19 protein-coding genes are annotated in these 17795 nt (G+C 41.7%); 16 read left to right on the top strand and 3 right to left on the bottom strand.

Features of this window, described 5'->3' with window-relative positions; genetic code table 11:
- The first annotated feature begins 4 nt into the window (after positions 1–4).
- The gene (gene urtE / locus LQ216_RS13825) at positions 5–700 is read left to right on the top strand and encodes an urea ABC transporter ATP-binding subunit UrtE (RefSeq protein WP_230130061.1); all 696 of its coding nucleotides are present in this window, start codon (positions 5–7) and stop codon (positions 698–700) included.
- A 169-nt stretch (positions 701–869) separates the two neighbouring features.
- On the opposite strand, the gene LQ216_RS13830 is transcribed toward urtE, so the two are convergent.
- Together LQ216_RS13830 and LQ216_RS13835 are read right to left on the bottom strand one after the other, a co-directional pair.
- Complete coding sequence (locus tag LQ216_RS13830) at positions 870–1754, bottom strand: hydroxymethylglutaryl-CoA lyase (protein WP_230130062.1); 885 nt, start codon at positions 1752–1754, stop codon at positions 870–872.
- A complete protein-coding gene (locus LQ216_RS13835) occupies positions 1751–2422 on the bottom strand; it encodes a GntR family transcriptional regulator (protein WP_230130063.1) in 672 nt (223 codons plus the stop codon). The genes LQ216_RS13830 and LQ216_RS13835 overlap by 4 nt, the downstream gene beginning before the upstream one ends.
- A 238-nt stretch (positions 2423–2660) precedes the next feature.
- Between LQ216_RS13835 and LQ216_RS13840 the strand changes: the two genes are divergently transcribed.
- The 10 genes from LQ216_RS13840 to LQ216_RS13885 all read left to right on the top strand — a co-directional run bounded on the left by LQ216_RS13840 (position 2661) and on the right by LQ216_RS13885 (position 12066).
- Entirely contained in the window at positions 2661–3863 is a 1203-nt protein-coding gene (locus tag LQ216_RS13840) for a CoA transferase (protein ID WP_230130064.1), read from the top strand.
- A 14-nt stretch (positions 3864–3877) separates the two neighbouring features.
- Entirely contained in the window at positions 3878–5302 is a 1425-nt protein-coding gene (gene leuC / locus LQ216_RS13845) for a 3-isopropylmalate dehydratase large subunit (protein WP_230130065.1), read from the top strand.
- On the top strand, positions 5299–5928 hold the full coding sequence (gene leuD, locus LQ216_RS13850) for a 3-isopropylmalate dehydratase small subunit (protein WP_230130066.1): 630 nt from the start codon (positions 5299–5301) through the stop codon (positions 5926–5928). Before leuC ends, leuD begins: the two co-directional genes overlap by 4 nt.
- Before the next feature lie 55 nt (positions 5929–5983).
- On the top strand, positions 5984–7048 hold the full coding sequence (locus tag LQ216_RS13855) for an ABC transporter substrate-binding protein (protein WP_230130067.1): 1065 nt from the start codon (positions 5984–5986) through the stop codon (positions 7046–7048).
- 91 nt (positions 7049–7139) lie between these two features.
- Entirely contained in the window at positions 7140–7949 is an 810-nt protein-coding gene (locus tag LQ216_RS13860) for an ABC transporter ATP-binding protein (protein ID WP_230130068.1), read from the top strand.
- Positions 7946–8695, top strand: a complete 750-nt coding sequence (locus LQ216_RS13865; protein ID WP_230130069.1) for an ABC transporter permease — start codon at positions 7946–7948, stop codon at positions 8693–8695. The genes LQ216_RS13860 and LQ216_RS13865 overlap by 4 nt, the downstream gene beginning before the upstream one ends.
- A 30-nt stretch (positions 8696–8725) precedes the next feature.
- Positions 8726–9502 (top strand): ABC transporter permease subunit, encoded by a 777-nt coding sequence (locus LQ216_RS13870; protein WP_230130070.1) that lies wholly within the window; start codon positions 8726–8728, stop codon positions 9500–9502.
- Between the two features lie 59 nt (positions 9503–9561).
- Positions 9562–10317 carry an Asp/Glu racemase gene (locus tag LQ216_RS13875; protein WP_290369273.1) on the top strand — a complete coding sequence of 252 codons (756 nt, stop codon included), beginning with the start codon at positions 9562–9564 and terminating at the stop codon, positions 10315–10317.
- Positions 10318–10549: 232 nt separating this feature from the next.
- Complete coding sequence (locus LQ216_RS13880) at positions 10550–11452, top strand: AEC family transporter (RefSeq protein WP_230130071.1); 903 nt, start codon at positions 10550–10552, stop codon at positions 11450–11452.
- 155 nt (positions 11453–11607) lie between these two features.
- A complete protein-coding gene (locus LQ216_RS13885; protein WP_230130072.1) occupies positions 11608–12066 on the top strand; it encodes a hypothetical protein in 459 nt (152 codons plus the stop codon).
- 413 nt (positions 12067–12479) lie between these two features.
- Here the strand turns inward: LQ216_RS13885 and LQ216_RS13890 are convergent, their stop codons facing one another.
- Complete coding sequence (locus LQ216_RS13890; RefSeq protein WP_230130073.1) at positions 12480–13403, bottom strand: LytR family transcriptional regulator; 924 nt, start codon at positions 13401–13403, stop codon at positions 12480–12482.
- A gap of 383 nt (positions 13404–13786) precedes the next feature.
- Here LQ216_RS13890 and LQ216_RS13895 point away from each other — a divergent pair, with 383 nt between their 5' ends.
- From LQ216_RS13895 to LQ216_RS13915, 5 genes are read left to right on the top strand one after another with little or no spacing between them, the layout of a single operon-like run.
- Positions 13787–14572: a hypothetical protein gene (locus LQ216_RS13895; RefSeq protein WP_230130074.1), complete on the top strand. Its 786-nt coding sequence runs from the start codon at positions 13787–13789 to the stop codon at positions 14570–14572.
- Between the two features lies 1 nt (position 14573).
- Positions 14574–14951 carry a GntR family transcriptional regulator gene (locus LQ216_RS13900; protein ID WP_230130075.1) on the top strand — a complete coding sequence of 126 codons (378 nt, stop codon included), beginning with the start codon at positions 14574–14576 and terminating at the stop codon, positions 14949–14951.
- On the top strand, positions 14948–15658 hold the full coding sequence (locus tag LQ216_RS13905) for an ABC transporter ATP-binding protein (RefSeq protein ID WP_230130076.1): 711 nt from the start codon (positions 14948–14950) through the stop codon (positions 15656–15658). Before LQ216_RS13900 ends, LQ216_RS13905 begins: the two co-directional genes overlap by 4 nt.
- Position 15659: 1 nt before the next feature.
- Entirely contained in the window at positions 15660–16580 is a 921-nt protein-coding gene (locus LQ216_RS13910; protein ID WP_230130120.1) for an ABC transporter ATP-binding protein, read from the top strand.
- Entirely contained in the window at positions 16577–17518 is a 942-nt protein-coding gene (locus LQ216_RS13915) for an ABC transporter permease (protein ID WP_230130121.1), read from the top strand. The genes LQ216_RS13910 and LQ216_RS13915 overlap by 4 nt, the downstream gene beginning before the upstream one ends.
- The last annotated feature ends 277 nt before the right edge of the window (positions 17519–17795 follow it).

Below are 17795 nucleotides of genomic sequence, written 5' to 3' on the forward strand. Positions count from 1 at the left end.
AGCTATGCTGTCAGTGGAAAAAGTAGCGGTTGGCTATCAGGACAGCCGGGTCCTGTATAATATGTCCCTTCAGGTGGAAAAAGGCAGGCTTGTCGGCATTCTTGGCAGAAATGGGGTAGGCAAAACAACCTTGTTAAAAGCGATCGTCGGTTTACTTAAGGTGCAGGAAGGTTCCATCATGATAAATGATGACGAGATTACCGCCAAGGAACCTGAAAAAAGGGTGAAGAAGGGTATTGGATATATCCCGCAAGGACGCGAAATCTTCCCTACTTTAACGGTCGAAGAAAATTTGCTGCTAGGATTGGAAGCGCGGAAATCCAAGACCAAGACTGTACCTGCAGAAGTACTCGAATTATTCCCGGTTTTACCGGATATGCTTCATCGAAAAGGAGGCGATTTAAGCGGCGGACAGCAGCAGCAGCTGGCCTTTGCCCGCGCGCTTGTCGGAGAACCCTCTATTCTTCTGCTGGATGAACCGACGGAAGGGATTCAGCCATCGATTGTATCCCGCATTCAAGAAGTGATATTAACTTTGGCGAGAGAGAACAATATTGGTATCATGATGGTGGATCATAATATCGATTTTCTCTTGGATAATGCCGATTATATTTACGTCATTGATAGAGGGACGGTCATGCTTGAAGGAAAACCGCAAGCTCTTGATAAGTATTTATTACAAGGGTATTTGACCGTTTAACAAGCTTAATAGATTTAGTTTGCTGGTCACGGATTTCTCCGTGGCCAGTTTTTTAATTTTAAGCATATGTGAATTTATAGTGCCCATAACAGACTATTTTATATACTGTCTAATAGTCCGTTTTATAAGATAACAAAACTCCCCATCACCTTAATGGGGAGTTATCCCTTTATGCAATTCCGGACTTCATGAGCATTCCATCCAAAGAACGCTCCATGTTTTTTTCCATCCACTTAGCTATATCAAGGAGTTGATTCAAATCTGTTCCCGTTTCAATTCCCATTCCATGAAACATATTCACCATATCTTCTGTGCATACATTGCCGACCGCCTTTGGAGCGAATGGACATCCTCCTAATCCTGCTATCGAAGAATCAAACCGATTAACCCCAGCCTGATAACCGGCTAGCGTGTTTGCCAACCCTAGTCCCCTCGTGTTATGAAAATGAAGTCCTAAAGACAAATCAGAGCCAAAAGCATCTTTAAATGCTTTAATGACATTTTGGACTTGAAACGGATTGGCCATTCCGGTCGTATCAGCTAGGGTGATTTTCTTACAGCCTGCTGCTAGAAACTTTTCAGCAACTTCCAATACTTGAGATAAAGGCACATTACCTTCAAATGGGCAACCAAATGCAGTTCCTAGAACGCCTGCTGCCTCTTTATCAGCTTCGACACCTTCTTGAATGACCTTCGATAATTCTTCTACAGCCTGCCCTACAGTTCTTTTCGCATTCCTCAAATTAAATTGATCACTTGTAGCTGTTACCACATGCAAGAAGTCAACGTTTGTCTGCAAGGCCCGCTCCAGACCCGATCGGCTTAAGACGAGTCCAGCATATGTAACATTATCTCTTTTCGGAAGTAGGCGCAAGACTTCCTCAGCATCTGCCATTTGTGGAACGACTTTTGGGTTAACGAATGAAACGGCTTCGATATTGCGCATTCCAGCATCGATCAGGCGGGTGATTAATTCTACTTTTGTTTCAGTGGAAATGATTTTACTTTCATTTTGCAATCCATCACGGGGGCCTACTTCACAAATTTCGATCATGAATCTTCCTCCTTTAATAGATGACTATTTTTTATTTTTTCAAGATGCCTTAGCACGTGATCGCGTCCTTGATAAATGTGTTCATGCATCGCAATTCGCGCACGCTCGGGTTCTTTATTTTTAATAGCTTGGAGAATAATCTTATGAACCTCAAGAGATTGTTTCAGTTGGAAGTGGTTATACCAGTAAAAAGACCGAAACACGACTGGAACAACGACAACCTTTGAGATATGAAAATAGATATGTGAGTTCTTAGAGGCAGCGACAATCGCGTTATGAAATTCCTGATTCACATCGACAATTTCCTTAATGCTGTCCATATCCGCTTCAATATACTGAGTAATTGCCTTTTCGTATAAGGAATTGGCTTTTTCCATTCTCTTTAAATCTTCGCTTGTGCGATAAATGGCTGCCTGGCTTGCGCCATAGCCCTCCAGCAAGGTTCTTAAATCGTATATCTGCCGGATATCTTCTTTAGTAAAATGTCTAACGCTGACTCCACGCTTTAAGGGTACAACCAATCCTTCCGCTTCCAACTGTTTAATTGCTTCTCTAACAGGTGTCCTGCTTAAGTTCAATTCCTTTGCCAGTGACTCTTCAGCTAGCCTCATTCCCGGCTCATATTTTCCTTGAATAATTGCATCTTTTATAAATTCGTATGCATACATCAATTAACACCTCACGTGTCTATTGTATACAATGCGAAAAAATATTTCAATAATATTCTGATAATTAGTAATGAAAGCGGTTTATTCAATGTTTTTTGAATAAAAATATGTATTTTTAAAAATACAGTTGACTTATTGTATACAAAAGATTAAATTTGTATACAAGATTAAGAAAATTTTGATTTATAAGTTTTCTGCCTGCATATATAAACTATTAGCACGGACAGGAGTGATCAGATTGACAGAAAATCGTTTGCCTTTGGAAAATTTACGTGTTATTGAACTTGGAACCCTATTAGCTGGCCCCTTTTCGGGAAGGTTGCTTGCCGATTTTGGTGCTGAGGTCATTAAAGTAGAACCGCCCGGTAAGGAAGACCCGATGAGAAACTGGGGAAAGTCAAAAGATGGTGTGGGGCTCTGGTGGCCGATTCAATCAAGGAATAAAAAATCAATCACGCTTAATTTACGGGAAGAAGCAGGTCAAGCCATTTTACGGGAACTAGTGAAAGACACCGATATCATTATCGAAAACTTCCGCCCTGGAACAATGGAAAAGTGGAATTTATCCTACGAGAAGTTAGCTGAGATCAATCCGCGAATTATTATGGTCAGAACTTCCGGCTTTGGGCAAACAGGACCCTATAAACATCGTGCAGGATTCGGAAGTGTAGGAGAAGCAATGGGTGGTTTGCGGTATGTGACAGGATTTCCAGATCGGCCGCCTTCAAGAATTGGGATATCAATCGGTGATACCCTTGCTGCCTTATTTGCCACGATTGGCTGTCTGGTGGCAGTACACGAGAGAGAACAGTCCGGAAAAGGCCAGGTTGTTGACACCGCATTGTACGAATCGGTATTTTCAATCATGGAAAGCATCATTCCGGATTACTTGCTGGCAGGTTATGTGAGGGAGCGAATGGGCAATATTCTTCCTGGAGTAGCTCCTTCCAATATTTATTTTACAAAAGATAAAACATACATCGTGATAGGTGCAAATGCAGACAATGTGTTTCGCAGGCTTTCTGAAGCGATGGATCAGCCGGAACTGGCGGATGACCCCAGGTTTGCAACGCACAATGGCAGAGGTGAAAATATGAAGCTATTGGATTCCATGATTGAGGAGTGGACAAAAACACTGCCTGCAAAAGAGGCACTCCAGATTCTTGAGGAAAAAGGAGTACCATCCGGACTCATTTATTCCGCAAAAGAAATCCTGGAGGATCCTCACTATAAAGAAAGAGAAATGATCATAAATGTTGAGCATCCGGAATTAGGGGACTTTTCAATGCCAGGAGTCGTTCCGAAGCTAAGCAGAACCCCGGGTCAAGTGAAGCACGCAGGCGCTGAAGTAGTTGGAAAACATAATGACGAAGTATACGGAAAAATACTTGGTTACAGTAAAGAAACAATGGAAGAATTAAAGAATGCTAATGTCATATAAAAAGGGGTGACATAATGGGAAAAACCTTATATGAAAAGATTTGGGAAAATCATCTTGTTCATGAAGAGGAAAATCAGCCGACGCTCCTGTTCATTGATTTGCATCTTACGCATGAAGTTACTTCACCACAGGCTTTCGAAGGGTTAAGGATGAAAGGTCGGAAGGTGAGAAGACCGGATTTAACACTTGCAACAATGGACCATAGCATTCCAACAAGGAATCGAGACCTGCCGTTTACAGATGAAATTGCTAAAAAACAAGTGAACGCACTGGTTGAAAACTGCCGAGAATTCGGGATAAAGCTATTTGATTTGAAAAGTCGAAATCAAGGGATTGTTCATGTTATAGCACCAGAACTCGGAATTACTCAGCCTGGTCAGACAATTGTATGCGGTGACAGCCATACTTCCACTCATGGAGCCTTTGGTGCTCTTGCGTTTGGAATTGGAACCAGTGAAGTGGAACATGTACTCGCAACGCAAACTTTGAAGCAATATAAGTCGAAAACACTGTCGATTAATATCAATGGAGAGCTTCCAACCGGAACGACTTCCAAAGATTTAATTCTAGCTCTCATTGGAAAGTTCGGGCATGACTTTGCGACTGGCTATGTAATTGAATACCGTGGTGAAGCGGTTCGGAAACTGTCGATGGAAGAACGGATGACGATTTGTAATATGTCGATAGAAATGGGTGGAAGAGCAGGCTTAATCGAGCCGGATGAAACAACATTCCAATACCTGAAAGACAAAGAATGTGCCCCCAAAGGACGTGAATGGGAAGCAGCTTTAACAGAGTGGAAAAAGCTTTATTCCGATTCGGATGCGGTTTTCGATTTAACAGTCGAGTTTGACTCATCCGAGGTAATTCCACAAGTGACATGGGGAACAATTCCTAGTCAGGTAACTGGTATAACAGGAAAAGTTCCTTCCATTGCTGAACTTCCGGATAGTCAAAAAAGAGCAGCGGAAAAAGCTCTGAATTATATAGGGTTGGCTGAAAATACGCCAATAACAGAAATAACCATAAATAAGGTCTTTATCGGTTCCTGTACAAATAGCCGTATTGAGGATCTGCGAAAAGCAGCAAAAATAGTTAATGGTTATAAGATTGCTGGCAATGTTACGGCTTTAGTAGTTCCTGGTTCCCAGTTAGTTAAAATACAAGCTGAAAATGAAGGGCTGAATCAGATTTTTACTGATGCTGGGTTTGAGTGGCGGGAAGCAGGCTGCAGCATGTGTCTTGGGATGAATGAAGATATTGTCCTGCCTGATGAACGCTGTGCTTCAACCTCCAACCGTAATTTCGAAGGCAGGCAGGGGCGGAATGCAAGAACGCATTTGGTTAGTCCGGAAATGGCCGCCGCCGCAGCAATCAAAGGCCATTTTGTCGACGTCAGAACATGGCCATCAAAAACGGCGGAGGAGGTAAATCTATGACACAAACATTTACGAATTTTACGGACATCGTTGCTCCGTTGGATGTAGTTAATGTTGACACAGATGCGATTATTCCAAAGCAATTTTTAAAACGAATTGAAAGAACCGGCTTCGGGCAATTTCTTTTCTATGACTGGCGTTTTGAGGATGGAAAAGAGAAGGCATCTTTTATATTAAATCAAGCAGAATACCGAAATGCAGGGATACTATTAGGACGTAAGAATTTTGGTTGCGGTTCTTCAAGAGAGCATGCTCCATGGGCAATCGCTGATTTTGGCATAAAGGTGATCATTGCCCCAACATTCGCTGATATTTTTTATAACAATTGCTTTAAAAACGGAATACTGCCCATCGAACTTAGTGAAGAAGAAGTAGAACAGTTATTTCAAAATACAGCGAAATTAAAAGGTTACCAGTTATCGATAGATTTAGAGAATCAAACTGTGACAGACAATCAAAGGTTTGTAAGTCACTTTAGAGTTGCCCCTTACCGAAAAGAACTGTTGTTAAAAGGGCTGGACGAGATTGGTTCTTCGCTAAAATTTGAAGATGAGATTGCCACCTTTGAAAAGCAGCATAAGATTTTTTACAAGCTCGATTCTGAGGCTTCTGTACAAAACTCTTAGAATATTAAAAAGAAAAATGAAAGCGGTAACACTAAATTAATAAGGAGGGTTATTGATGAACTGGAAAAAAACGATGACGTTAGGAAAGTTTGCTGTTTTGATGATGATGATGGTTTTTGTTGTTTCAGGCTGTGGGGGGCAACAATCGGCTGGTGGATCTTCTTCAAGTAAAGGTAGCGGAGGAGATAAAATGGATGAAATTGATATTTCAGTTACCCATTATCCGACTGGCCTATATGCGGTTCCTTACGATGTAGGAATGGAGAAGGGTTTCTTTGAAGAAGAAGGGATAAAAATTAATAAGATTGTTGGTAGCGGCGGTGGTGGAACGACGGTAAGGAATGTATTGTCAGGTGATCTTCCGTTTGGTGATGTGTCAACATCTGCTGTTCTTCAGTCGTATCTGGCTGGTGCGCCATTGAAAATTGTCGGTGGAGGAGTGCAAAGTGTTAGTGACCTTGTCTATGTAACACGCAAGGATGCTGATATTGAAAAAGTCGAGGATATGGTGGGGAAGACATGGGCGTTCACGAATCCTGGCTCTGTAACGGAAACGACATCGCAGTTAATTTTTGATTCAGCAGGTGTTGATCCTAAGTCTTTAGAGTTGGTGGCATCGGGTGGAGTTAGTGAAGGATTAACCATGTTGCAGGCGAAAGAAGTCGATGCAACATTAATGATGGAACCGGCCTATTCGGTCCAGAAGGATGATTGGAAGACTTTATTCCGTGTTTCGGATCATGTCCCTAATTACCAGCAGAGCGTTATCATCACTAGTCCGCAGTTAATCAAGGAAAATCCAGATTTGGTCAAACGTTTCTTGAAGGCATATCAAAAATCAGTGGAATGGACATATGCTAATCCGGAAGAAGCCGGGAAGATTTTTGCCAAATCTGCTGAAATCGATGAGGTCGCATCAGTAGCCGCAATCAAGGATCTTGCTGATAAGAAGCACTGGAGCAGCAAAATCGAAGCTGATTCGATTAATAATGTCGTCAAGGGTATGCAGATGGCCAATACTTTAAAGAAGGATCAGGAAATTCTCTGGGATGAAGTTCTTGACATGGACTTTCTTCCAGAAGATCAAAGGCTGGATCCTAAAGATCTGAAAAAGAATTAATAATTTTGGTTTTGAAGCGATGCCGGTGATGAATTTATATCGACCGGCCGCTTCCATTCATTACTATCTTTTAGCAAAGGAGCGGACATTAATGGCTGTACCACTAATGAGAGTTGAAAATCTAACAAAGGTGTATTCGAGCGACGCTAAAGAAGTGGTTGCTCTTCAGGATATTGATTTCACTGTGCAAAAGGGCGAATTTATTTCGGTCGTGGGACCAAGTGGTTGTGGTAAAACCACATTATTGGAGATTTTATCAGGACTGCGAACCCCAACTTCAGGTTCAGTAAAAATCCAAGGTGAAGCCGTAACGGGTCCGCAAAAATCAATTGGGATTGTCTTTCAGGAAGAGTCTACTTTTCCATGGCGAACCGTTCAAGAGAATGTTGAATTTGGGCTGCAAATGCAAGGCAAACCTAAGTCAGAGTATCGCAAAAAAGCGAGGGAGATGATTGAACTCGTTGGCTTAAAAGGCTTCGAAAATTCTTATCCGTATGAACTGTCGGGAGGAATGAGGCAAAGGGTCGCGATTGCTCGGACGCTTGTGACACAGCCGGAAATTGTTGTTATGGATGAGCCATTTGGAGCATTAGATGAACAGACGAGATTGATTCTGGGAGGAGAACTTCTGAAGATCGTTGAACAGACGAAAGCAACAGTTGTACTCGTTACTCACAGTATTCAAGAGGCAGCCCTGCTATCAGATAAAATTGTCGTCCTTTCAGCGAGACCCGGCAAGGTTAAACATCTCATTCAAAGCAACTTGCCAAAGCCTCGTGATGCTACAGCCCTTACAACTCCAGAGTTTGCAGAAATCACTCAAAAGCTATGGTCCAGCCTTGAAGAAGAGTCATTAACAAAGAAATCTGTATACGAAAATAGTAAGGTGGTAGGGCAATGAGGCTGCACCGTGTTGTCCAAATTGCCATTGTTGCCACTTTATTAGTTTTATATGAAGTTGCTACACGTATGTATTGGCTTGATCCATTCACGTTTATCCCTTTTTCAACGATGTTTATGAATATGATTGGCAATCTGGGAGATTCGGAATACTTAACCAATCATTTTGGAATTACCGTGATGGAAATTCTGGTTAGCTTCATTGGTGCTATGATCTTTGGCGTAATCATTGGAGTCTTCCTTTGGCGGTCGGATTTAGCGCACCATGTACTTCAGCCATATTTGCTGTTATTTTATGCGATTCCTTTCTTCGCGTTATATCCAATATTTATTAGTATTTTGGGGATTGGGCCATTACCTGTTATCTTGATTGGTTTGCTGTTTGCCATGCCAGCCGTGATTAGCAATACCGCGATTGGTTTCCGTGAAATTCGAAAGGTGCTTGAAAAAGTTGGTCGAGCGAATAATCTCTCATTTCGCCAAATGCTGGTTCATATTTATTTTCCGGCGGCTTGGCCATATATTTTCACCGGCGTCAAACTGGCAGCGGCGTATTCCATCATTGGAGTAATTGCAACAGAATTTATTCTGTCTTCTCGAGGGCTTGGTTACACGATTTCCTATGCATATAATAATTTTGATATGAACGGAATGTATGGTTCAGTTCTTCTGGTTATCGTAATTGCCTTATTAGTCAATGTAGTTCTTGGTTTTATTGAGACAAGAGTTTATAGAAGAAACATGTAATCGTTAAAAAATGGAAGAGAGGAGTACTTCATGAATTCAATTGCTTTAGATCAAAAGTGGTATAAGCTCGGGAGATATATGGTTCCAGTCGCGGTTATCCTGCTTTGGCAAATCATTTACCAAATTATCGGGGCACCGGCGATGGCTTCTCCCTGGCAAAGCATTTCGGATTTGGGAGCAAACACGAATAACTGGCTCGGGGATATAGGCAACACTTTGGTAACGTTAGTAATCTCGTTCTTAATTGCATCTTTATTAGGAACCGTCCTTGGCTTTGTTATTGGATTAAGTTCATTTTGGACAAAAACATTGTCTCCACTTTTATTAGGGCTATACTCGATTCCAAAAGTGACTTTGTATCCCATTTTTCTATTAATCTTTGGTTTAACGATTACAGGAAGAATGGCATTTTCCGTCTTTCACGGAATTTTTCCGATGATGATTATCTGTATGGAAGCAACAAGAACGGTTCCTGAAATATATCTGAAATTGGCAAAGTCCTACAAGATGAGCTTTATGCAAAAAGCGCGACAAATTCTTATCCCGGCAATCATGCCTCAATTGGTGGTTGGATTACGGATGTGTTTCAGTCTTTGTTTTCTTGGATTAATTCTGGCAGAGATGTTTGCCTCCTATGAAGGACTTGGACACCGGTTAGTACATTATATGTCACTCAATGAGCCGGCATCGATTCTTGCGTTAATCATCATTATCATTTTTATTGCGTTTTTCTTTACGTTCATCTTTCTGCTCTGGCAGGAAAAGAACGAACTGAAGATAGGGAAAAGTAAAATGAACGTGTCATAAATCATTGAGTGATAGTTTGGATAGGAAGTACTGGACCAAGAAACATTGGAGGAGATAAGATGGCTGACAATTATCGAGTCGGATTAATCGTCCCAAGCTCAAATACGACGATGGAAACGGAAATTCCAGCGATGCTTCACAGCAGGCAGCAGTTAGAGGCGAACGAATCATTTACCTTTCACTCAGCGAGAATGCGAATGAAGCATGTGAACCCCGAAGAATTAAAGAAAATGGACACTGACAGTGAGCGCTGTGCTGTAGAGCTCTCGGACGCAAGGTGTGATGTGCTGGCATACGCTTGTCTAATAGCAATAATGTGCCAAGGTCCCGGGTATCATCAAATCTCAGAAGAAAAATTAAGTGTGGCCACGAAGGAAAATGGCGGAGCAGCCCCGATTGTCAGCAGCGCCGGTGCCCTGATTGAGGGAATTCAGGCGCTCGGGGCGAGAAAGGTTTCTATTATTACACCCTATATGAAGCCTTTAACGAACATGGCTATAGAGTATTTAGAATCGGCAGGGATCGAAGTGATAGATTCTATTAGTCTTGAAGTAGCTGATAATCTTGAGGTTGGCAGATTGGACCCAGTTAACCTGGTTCAGCATGCAGAGCGTTTAAATATTAAAGGTGCTGATGCTGTTGTTTTATCTGCTTGTGTTCAGATGCCATCTCTTCCCGCTATTCAGACGGTTGAAGACCGGCTGGTGGTTCCGGTTTTATCCGCTGCAACTTCTACAGTGTATAAAATTCTTAAAGAATTGAACATAAGCACAAAAGTGCCGAATGCGGGGCGATTGTTGTCCGGATCATTCTGATTAATCCTGACACTTGAGAAAGTAATTCAAGAAAAAACAATAGAGTACTTTCATTAGCGGGTAATCTTTTTTATAAAAGATCATCCGCTTTTATGTATTACCTATTATCTTTATTTATTCAACTTTCGTAGAGTGAAATCGCAAATAAATCATTACCGGAATTATCAAGATGCGAAAGTTAAGGTATAATTATTATTTAATGAATCTTTTACATTAACTCGGGGTGAATAGAATGGAATTTCTCAGCGTGCTTCTTCCCATATTCGGGATCTTTGTTTTAGGCTTTATCGGCCAAAAGAAATTCCATTTTGATACAAAAGGAATCTCAACGATGGCTTTGTATTTAATGTCTCCTGTTTTGGTGTTTCGGACCTTTTATACGACGGAGTTTAAGCTTGAGTTTGTTTACATGGTTGTATACACATTCGGTTTATGTACCGCACTTATCCTTGTTGTCTATCTTATCTCTTTTCTTAAAAAATACTCGATGTCGGAAACGTGTGGCATGATCCTGGCTTCTTCTTTTATGAATAACGGGAATTATGGGACTCCGGTCGTGTTTCTGTTGTTTGGGGCAGTTGGCCTGGATTATGCGATTGTTTTAATGGTTGTTCAACAGTTGCTCATGTGTACGGTAGGAGTATATTATGCGGCGAAGGGAAGTCCGGAAGGGAATGGAGTTCGGTCTGCAATTAATGCGGTAAAACGGATGCCGATAGTGTATGGGGCGATGGCCGGGTTTGTTTTTCAATATATTCATATCCCATTAAGTGCTCCGGTCCTGTCGGCTGTTGATTTAGTCGCCGATGCAACCATCCCGACGATCATGCTTACACTAGGTATGCAGCTTGCAAACATTTCTATTAAGCAAATCGAAAAGAGTAAAATATCAATCTCTCTCATTCTAAAATTGGCGATTTCTCCTGTTATTGCCTACTTCATTACTCTGTTTCTGCCTGTTGATGAGATGGTCAAGCAGATCATGATTGTGATGGCGGCGATGCCGACTGCGGCGAATACCACGATGTATGCTCTCCAATTCAATACGGAACCGGACTTCGTATCAAGTGCCACCTTCATAAGCACGACATTAAGTTTAGCGACGTTGCCGATTGTATTTTTCATAGTCTTATAAAAAAAATGGACTGTCCAGATTAGTCCATTTTTTTGTGCGATCTTTGCTGAATACTAGTGACAGCTGATACTGACAAGTCAAAAGTGATCATGTTACATAACTTTAAAACTTTTCCCATATAAATGTACAAACACGGATGGGGAGAGTGCTGCTTCTTGAGAGCCAGACGCAATCGGAAAATCATACTTATGTTAATCGGTATTGCCTTAGCCATCATGCTTACCATCAGTTTGTTTTTTCTTTTGAAAAATGAACCTGAAGAAGTGGTGGAGGAGTTTTATACGTATGAAGCGGCCGGAGAGTTCGGGAAATCATGGGAGCTTTTCCATTCGGAAATGGATGATAAATTCCCAGATAAAGGCGATTATATCGAGAACCGCGGCCATGTGTTCATGCAGCATATGGAGGTGGACACGTTTACGTTTGAAGTAGGGGACGCAAATAAACATAAGCATTGGCAAATGAGGAGCGGGGCGCCGACATTGAGGGAAGTCTATGAAATTCCCGTGACGCAAACCTTTGATAGCCGTTTTGGCAAGTTTGTCCTTCAACAAAACTGCTTCGTGGTCAAAGAGGAGGACGAGTGGAAGATCCTATGGGATTATAATTATTAAAGAAATGGGGTATGTTCGGGCTTTGCATGGTCATACCCCATTCTATACTTTCATCTAGGCGCTCCTCTTAACTTGGGAAAGGGTACTGATTGCTTCTAAAATAAACATTTTATCCTGTTGTGTTAGCATTCTCCAGCTTCCAGCTTTTATCTTCATCATGATCTCTCCTTAAAATGTTTTTTAAGAATATAATCCATGTAGTAGATTTCTAGATTGACTGTAAATTATTTCTTAATCTATTTATACCTCTTTTTTGTGTAAATCAAACAAAAAAGCGTTTTACAAGTTCCGTACGGGGTATGAGGGATTTTGGAAGTTTCATGGACATGCTGTAAAACGGTGGGGTTTTATGACCGGTATTGGAATTTTAACATAATAAAAAGCTGCTCAGCACCGAGGCTGAACAGCTTATTTCACTTTATTTCCAGTTGGGTTTTCAGTTCTTTTTGTACCCTTTGTTTTTCTTCGTCACTAACAATTCCATAGTAGATTCCATTTATTGTTGTGCCGGATGACTCAATCGCCATTTGATCCACTTTCTTTGCAGCCGCCCGGTAATTCTGCTGGATATCTACCATCTCACCAAAAGTCAGATTCGTTTTGACGTTTACGCTTAAGGCCTCAAAAATATCATCATAATTGGTCAGGGTTGAAACACTGGCACCTTCTTTAAGCACCGCCTGGATGATTTGGCGCTGTCTCAATTGACGTCCAAAATCGCCTCGATCATCTTGTTTTCTCATTCTGGAATACTTCAGAGCCTCTTCGCCGTTCAGCTTGATTTCTCCTTTTGCGAAATGCACACCTTCTTCTGTGAAATCAAGGTCGTTGTTAACGGTCACCCCGCCGACAGCATCCACAATATCCTTAAAGCCTTCCATATTGATTTGCATATAATAATCAATGGGAATGTCTAAGAAATTCTCGACTGAGTCCATCGCCATTTTCACACCACCGAATGCGTAGGCATGATTAATTTTATCCGTTGTACCGTGACCAACAATCTCGGTCCGCGTATCACGCGGGATGCTAAGCATCTTCACTGAGTTTGTTTCAGGGTTCACAGCGAGGACGATCATCGTATCGGAACGGCCCCTGTCCCCTTCCCTTTCATCGACCCCAAGCATCAATACGGTAAACGGTTCTTTATTGTTAAAAGCTATATTAGATTTCTCCCGATCAACTGGTGTATGCATCGTTTCAACGGCATTACTCAAAGAATTGTAAACAGAATATACATAAGCACCGCCGGCTAAAAGCAGCAGCAAGAAAATAATCCCGACAATCTTCGGCCATTTTTTCTTTTTCTTACTTCTACGTGTTCTTTCAGATGGCATAATGAATGCCCCTTCCTAATCTGTAAAATACTGTAACAGAATAATTATATACAAGTTTCTATAAAAATAATAGATTTTTATAGAGAATGATAGGGGGAAATGTTTCCTGCCAGGGGGCTTATTAAGTCCGGGGTTGATTTAAGCGAAAAAATCGGGGATTTAAGCGAAAGTGGTCCCATTTAAACGAAAACACAAGTGATTTCAAATGAAAACACCGTTCATTTGAACGAACGTGTTTATCCATGTACTAGGCCACTTATTTGAGGTGGAAAATTCAGTGAATAATAAAGTTGGAAAAATTTGTTGACATCATTTTTGTTTGAGTGTACTATTTAACTAGTTCACTGGTATTTCTAAAAAATGACAGAAGGAGGCGTGGTTTAATGACTGCCTTCATAGGATTGTTGAAGAAGGATTGGATTTTGGGCAGGAAAAATCTGGCGTTTGCTGGCATTCTCCAACTGCTTGTGGTTTTTATAGCTTACTTGTTTTCCGAGTATTTTAATGAACCTTGGTTGCTGCTCATTAGTGGGATTTTAATTATCATTTTTCATATTGCTAATTACTCATTGCAATTGCTTTTATTTTTGAACATGGAAGGCAAGACCCAGCTTTGGCTTTATAATCCAAACAGTTCATGGGTGTTATTGGGGGCAAAGCTAACGATCTCTCTCATCTTTAATACCGTCTCGGTTTTCATTGCTTGCTGTATTGCATATATTGACCTTCACTTTTTACCGGAGCTTTTCGATTATTCCGCGATCAAAAATAGACCGGGCATTGGCGATCTGCTGCTTATGGGTGCAAGTGTTACGGTTGTCGGGATATTTCTGGGCGTTTTTGTTATGTTTCTATGGGTGATTTATCACTCGTTAAAACAAGTACGTTTCATCAAAAGTTTCCGCGGCTTTACCGTATTTTTGCTGGCAGTCGTATTAGGTGCAGCCTGGGACTTGGTTATAAGTACAACGTTCATGACTAAGCTAGGGGAAATTGCAGTACTAAAATTCGGTATTGTTAGTGCCTTTGAACTTTCAGCTACAAACGGAATGGAATTTAAGGCGGTACATAATGAAGTATCCCTTTTGATGGCATGTTTGCAAATCTTAGTTATAGGTGTACTTTTCTGGCTTTCCGCATGGTTGCTCGATCGAAAGGTTGAGGTATGACATGACAGAAGAATTTCATGCTTCGAAACCGATTTACTTGCAGGTAGCTGACCGGATTTATTATGCGATTGTGCGCGGCGAGATCAAGAGCGGTGATAAGCTGTCATCTGTCCGGGAAATGGCCGTGCAGATGGGAGTGAACCCAAATACGATCCAGAGGACCTACGCTGAAATGGAACGCGATGGGATTGTGGAGACTAAAAGAGGGCAGGGGACATTCGTGAGACAGGAAGAAACCATTGAAGCCACCTTGCGCAACAGGATAAAGACAGACATTATTGGAACCTTTGTAGCGAACATGCAGGAGATTGGCTTGTCAAAAAAGGAAATGTTAGACGGCGTGCAGCAATTTTTTTTAGAAAAGAGTGATGAAACATGACCGTACAGCTCAAGGAGGTCAGCAAAACATACAGCGGGCAATTCGCAGTAGACAATGTCTCGCTTTCATTGGAAAAAGGAAAAATATACGGACTATTGGGCTCGAATGGCAGCGGTAAATCGACGACTTTAAAAATGATCGCCGGTCTCGTCAAGCCAGATGCAGGCCAGATCCTTGTCGAGGGCACTCCGGTAAATCGGCGGATTGCTGAGAAGGTCGCCTACCTGACTGAGTTGGATTTCTATTATCATCCTTTTTCTGTCCAACAAACGATTGATTTTAACGCCTCCCAATTCCCAGATTTTGATAGACAGAAGGCCGATAAGATGCTACAGTTTATGGGGATAAATCCCAAATCTCTGATTGGTTCCTTATCAAAGGGTAACCGGGGGAGGGTGAAGCTCGTGTTGGCACTTTCTCGCAGAGCTCCCGTCATTTTGCTAGATGAACCTTTCTCGGGACTCGATCAAATGGTAAGGGAGTCTATCGTAAGGGGTCTGCTATCATTCATAGATTTCGAAACTCAGACTGTCCTCATAACAACTCATGAAATCGACGAAATCGAAACGCTTCTGGATGAAGTGATTGTTATAAAAAACGGAAAATTCATTGCTCACGAAAAAGTGGAACAAGTCAGGGAAGAACAAGGCAAATCCGTTGTCTCCTGGATGAAGGATTTTTTTAATGAAGAAAAGGAGAGTGTTTGAGTTGGAAACAGTTGTTTCATTGTCAAACGTAACGAAAAAAATCAAAAACAAAACGATTATTGATGGCATCAGCTTTGATGTTTACGCAGGGGAAATCTTTGGATTCCTGGGGCCGAACGGGGCCGGTAAAACAACAACGATCCGTATGCTTGTCGGGTTAATGAAGATCACTTCCGGCGATATCCATATCAATGGACAAAGCGTGAAGACGAATTTCGAAGGTGCGGTACAGCATGTTGGCGCGATCGTCGAGAACCCGGAAATGTATAAGTTCATGTCCGGCTATGACAATCTAAAACATTATGCACGGATGACCGGTGGCGTTTCGAAGGAAAGAATCGCTGAGGTCGTCGAGTTAGTGGGATTGACGCAGAGAATTAAGGAGAAAGTAAAAACGTATTCGCTCGGTATGCGTCAGCGTCTCGGGCTTGCGCAGGCACTGCTTCACCGTCCGAAGGTTCTAATTCTGGATGAACCTACAAATGGACTGGATCCAGCGGGAATTCGCGAGATCCGTGATTATTTGAAGAAGCTCGCCCGTGAAGAGAATATGGCGGTAATCGTCTCAAGTCACCTGCTTTCTGAAATGGAAATGATGTGCGATCGAATCGGCATCATCCAAAACGGAAAAATGATCGACGTCCAGAACGTGAGGGAAATCATGAAGGAAGAAAAGCAATCATACTTGATTAACGCAATTCCGCTTCAAAAAGCCTTTGACGTTCTGAAGGGTTCCTTTGCAGAGGCGGACTTAGTGATTACAAAACAAAACATCCAACTGAATGGCTCGAAGGCTGACATTCCGAAAATGGTTGCCCAACTGGTAGAAAACGAGATTGATATTTATGAAGTTTCCCAGGTTAATAAATCACTCGAAGATAAATTCCTCGAGATCACCGGTGATAAAGGAGGCGTCGCATAATGGGATTGATCATTAATGAATGGGTAAAGATTTTCAAAAGAAAAGCCACCTATATTATGTTTGCGATCATAGCATTGGGAGTATTGGCGTCTTCGATCATTATTTTTACTTCCAATACCGATCAGCCTGACAACAGTAACTGGAAGACTGAGCTCCAAGATGAAAACAATGCTTTGAAAGCGGATGTAGAAGCAGTGCCTGGCGATCAAAACAAAGGATATATCGAGAGACAAATCGCTCAAAATGAATATCGCATCGAACATGATATGGCTCCGACTCAGGACTATTCGGTTTGGGCGTATATGACGGATATGCTTCCGATGGTAGATCTTGTTGCACTCTTCGCGATTATTATCGCTGCCGGCATGGTTGCCAGCGAATTTAGCTGGGGGACGATTAAGTTATTATTAATCAGGCCCATCAGCAGAGTGAAAATCCTCTTGAGCAAATATGTAGTCGTGTTGCTCTTTTCATTGCTAATGCTTTCCGTGTTATTTGTATTAAGCTTTATTTCAGGCGCGATTTTCTTTGGAATGGGAGATCCTACTCCTTATCTGGCTTACGTAGATGGCGAAATCGTCGAAAAAGGCCATGTTGTTCACTTAATCGTCAGTTATTTATTAGAGTCCGTTGGTCTTCTGATGTTTTCGACGATGGCATTCATGATATCTGCTGCCTTCCGAAACAGCTCACTAGCGATTGGGATATCCATCTTCCTATTATTAATGGGAGGAACGGTAACATCCCTGCTTGCCATAAAGTTCGATTGGGCCAAATATCTTTTATTTGCCAATATCGACCTAAACCAATACTTTGAAACCGTTCCAGTGGTAGAAGGGATGACGCTTGCGTTTTCATTGGTTACGCTGCTCGTGTACTTCATCATCTTCCATGCCATCTCGTTCCTGGCATTTGTGAAGAGAGATATAACAGCATAATATACACCCATGCTCCCTATTCGATTATTTCGGATAGGGAGTTTTGTTGAATATACGAATTTCGCGTAGAATCTGCCCGGTTTTTGTATATGAGATTATCTGGACAACCCCCCCACTACGCTATTACGATAGTATTTAAATAGAGAAAAAATGGGGGATTTGTTTATGCCACTGTATAGCATGCGGGAAATATGGACGCCATTGAAATTTTTGGGGATCAAGATATTCAAAAGCCACGATTACGGCAATTATTTTTTTAAGATGTGGAATAACCGGC

Source organism: Bacillus sp. CECT 9360, from assembly GCF_918741275.1.
In the GTDB taxonomy this organism is placed as follows: Bacteria; Bacillota; Bacilli; order Bacillales; family DSM-1321; genus Peribacillus.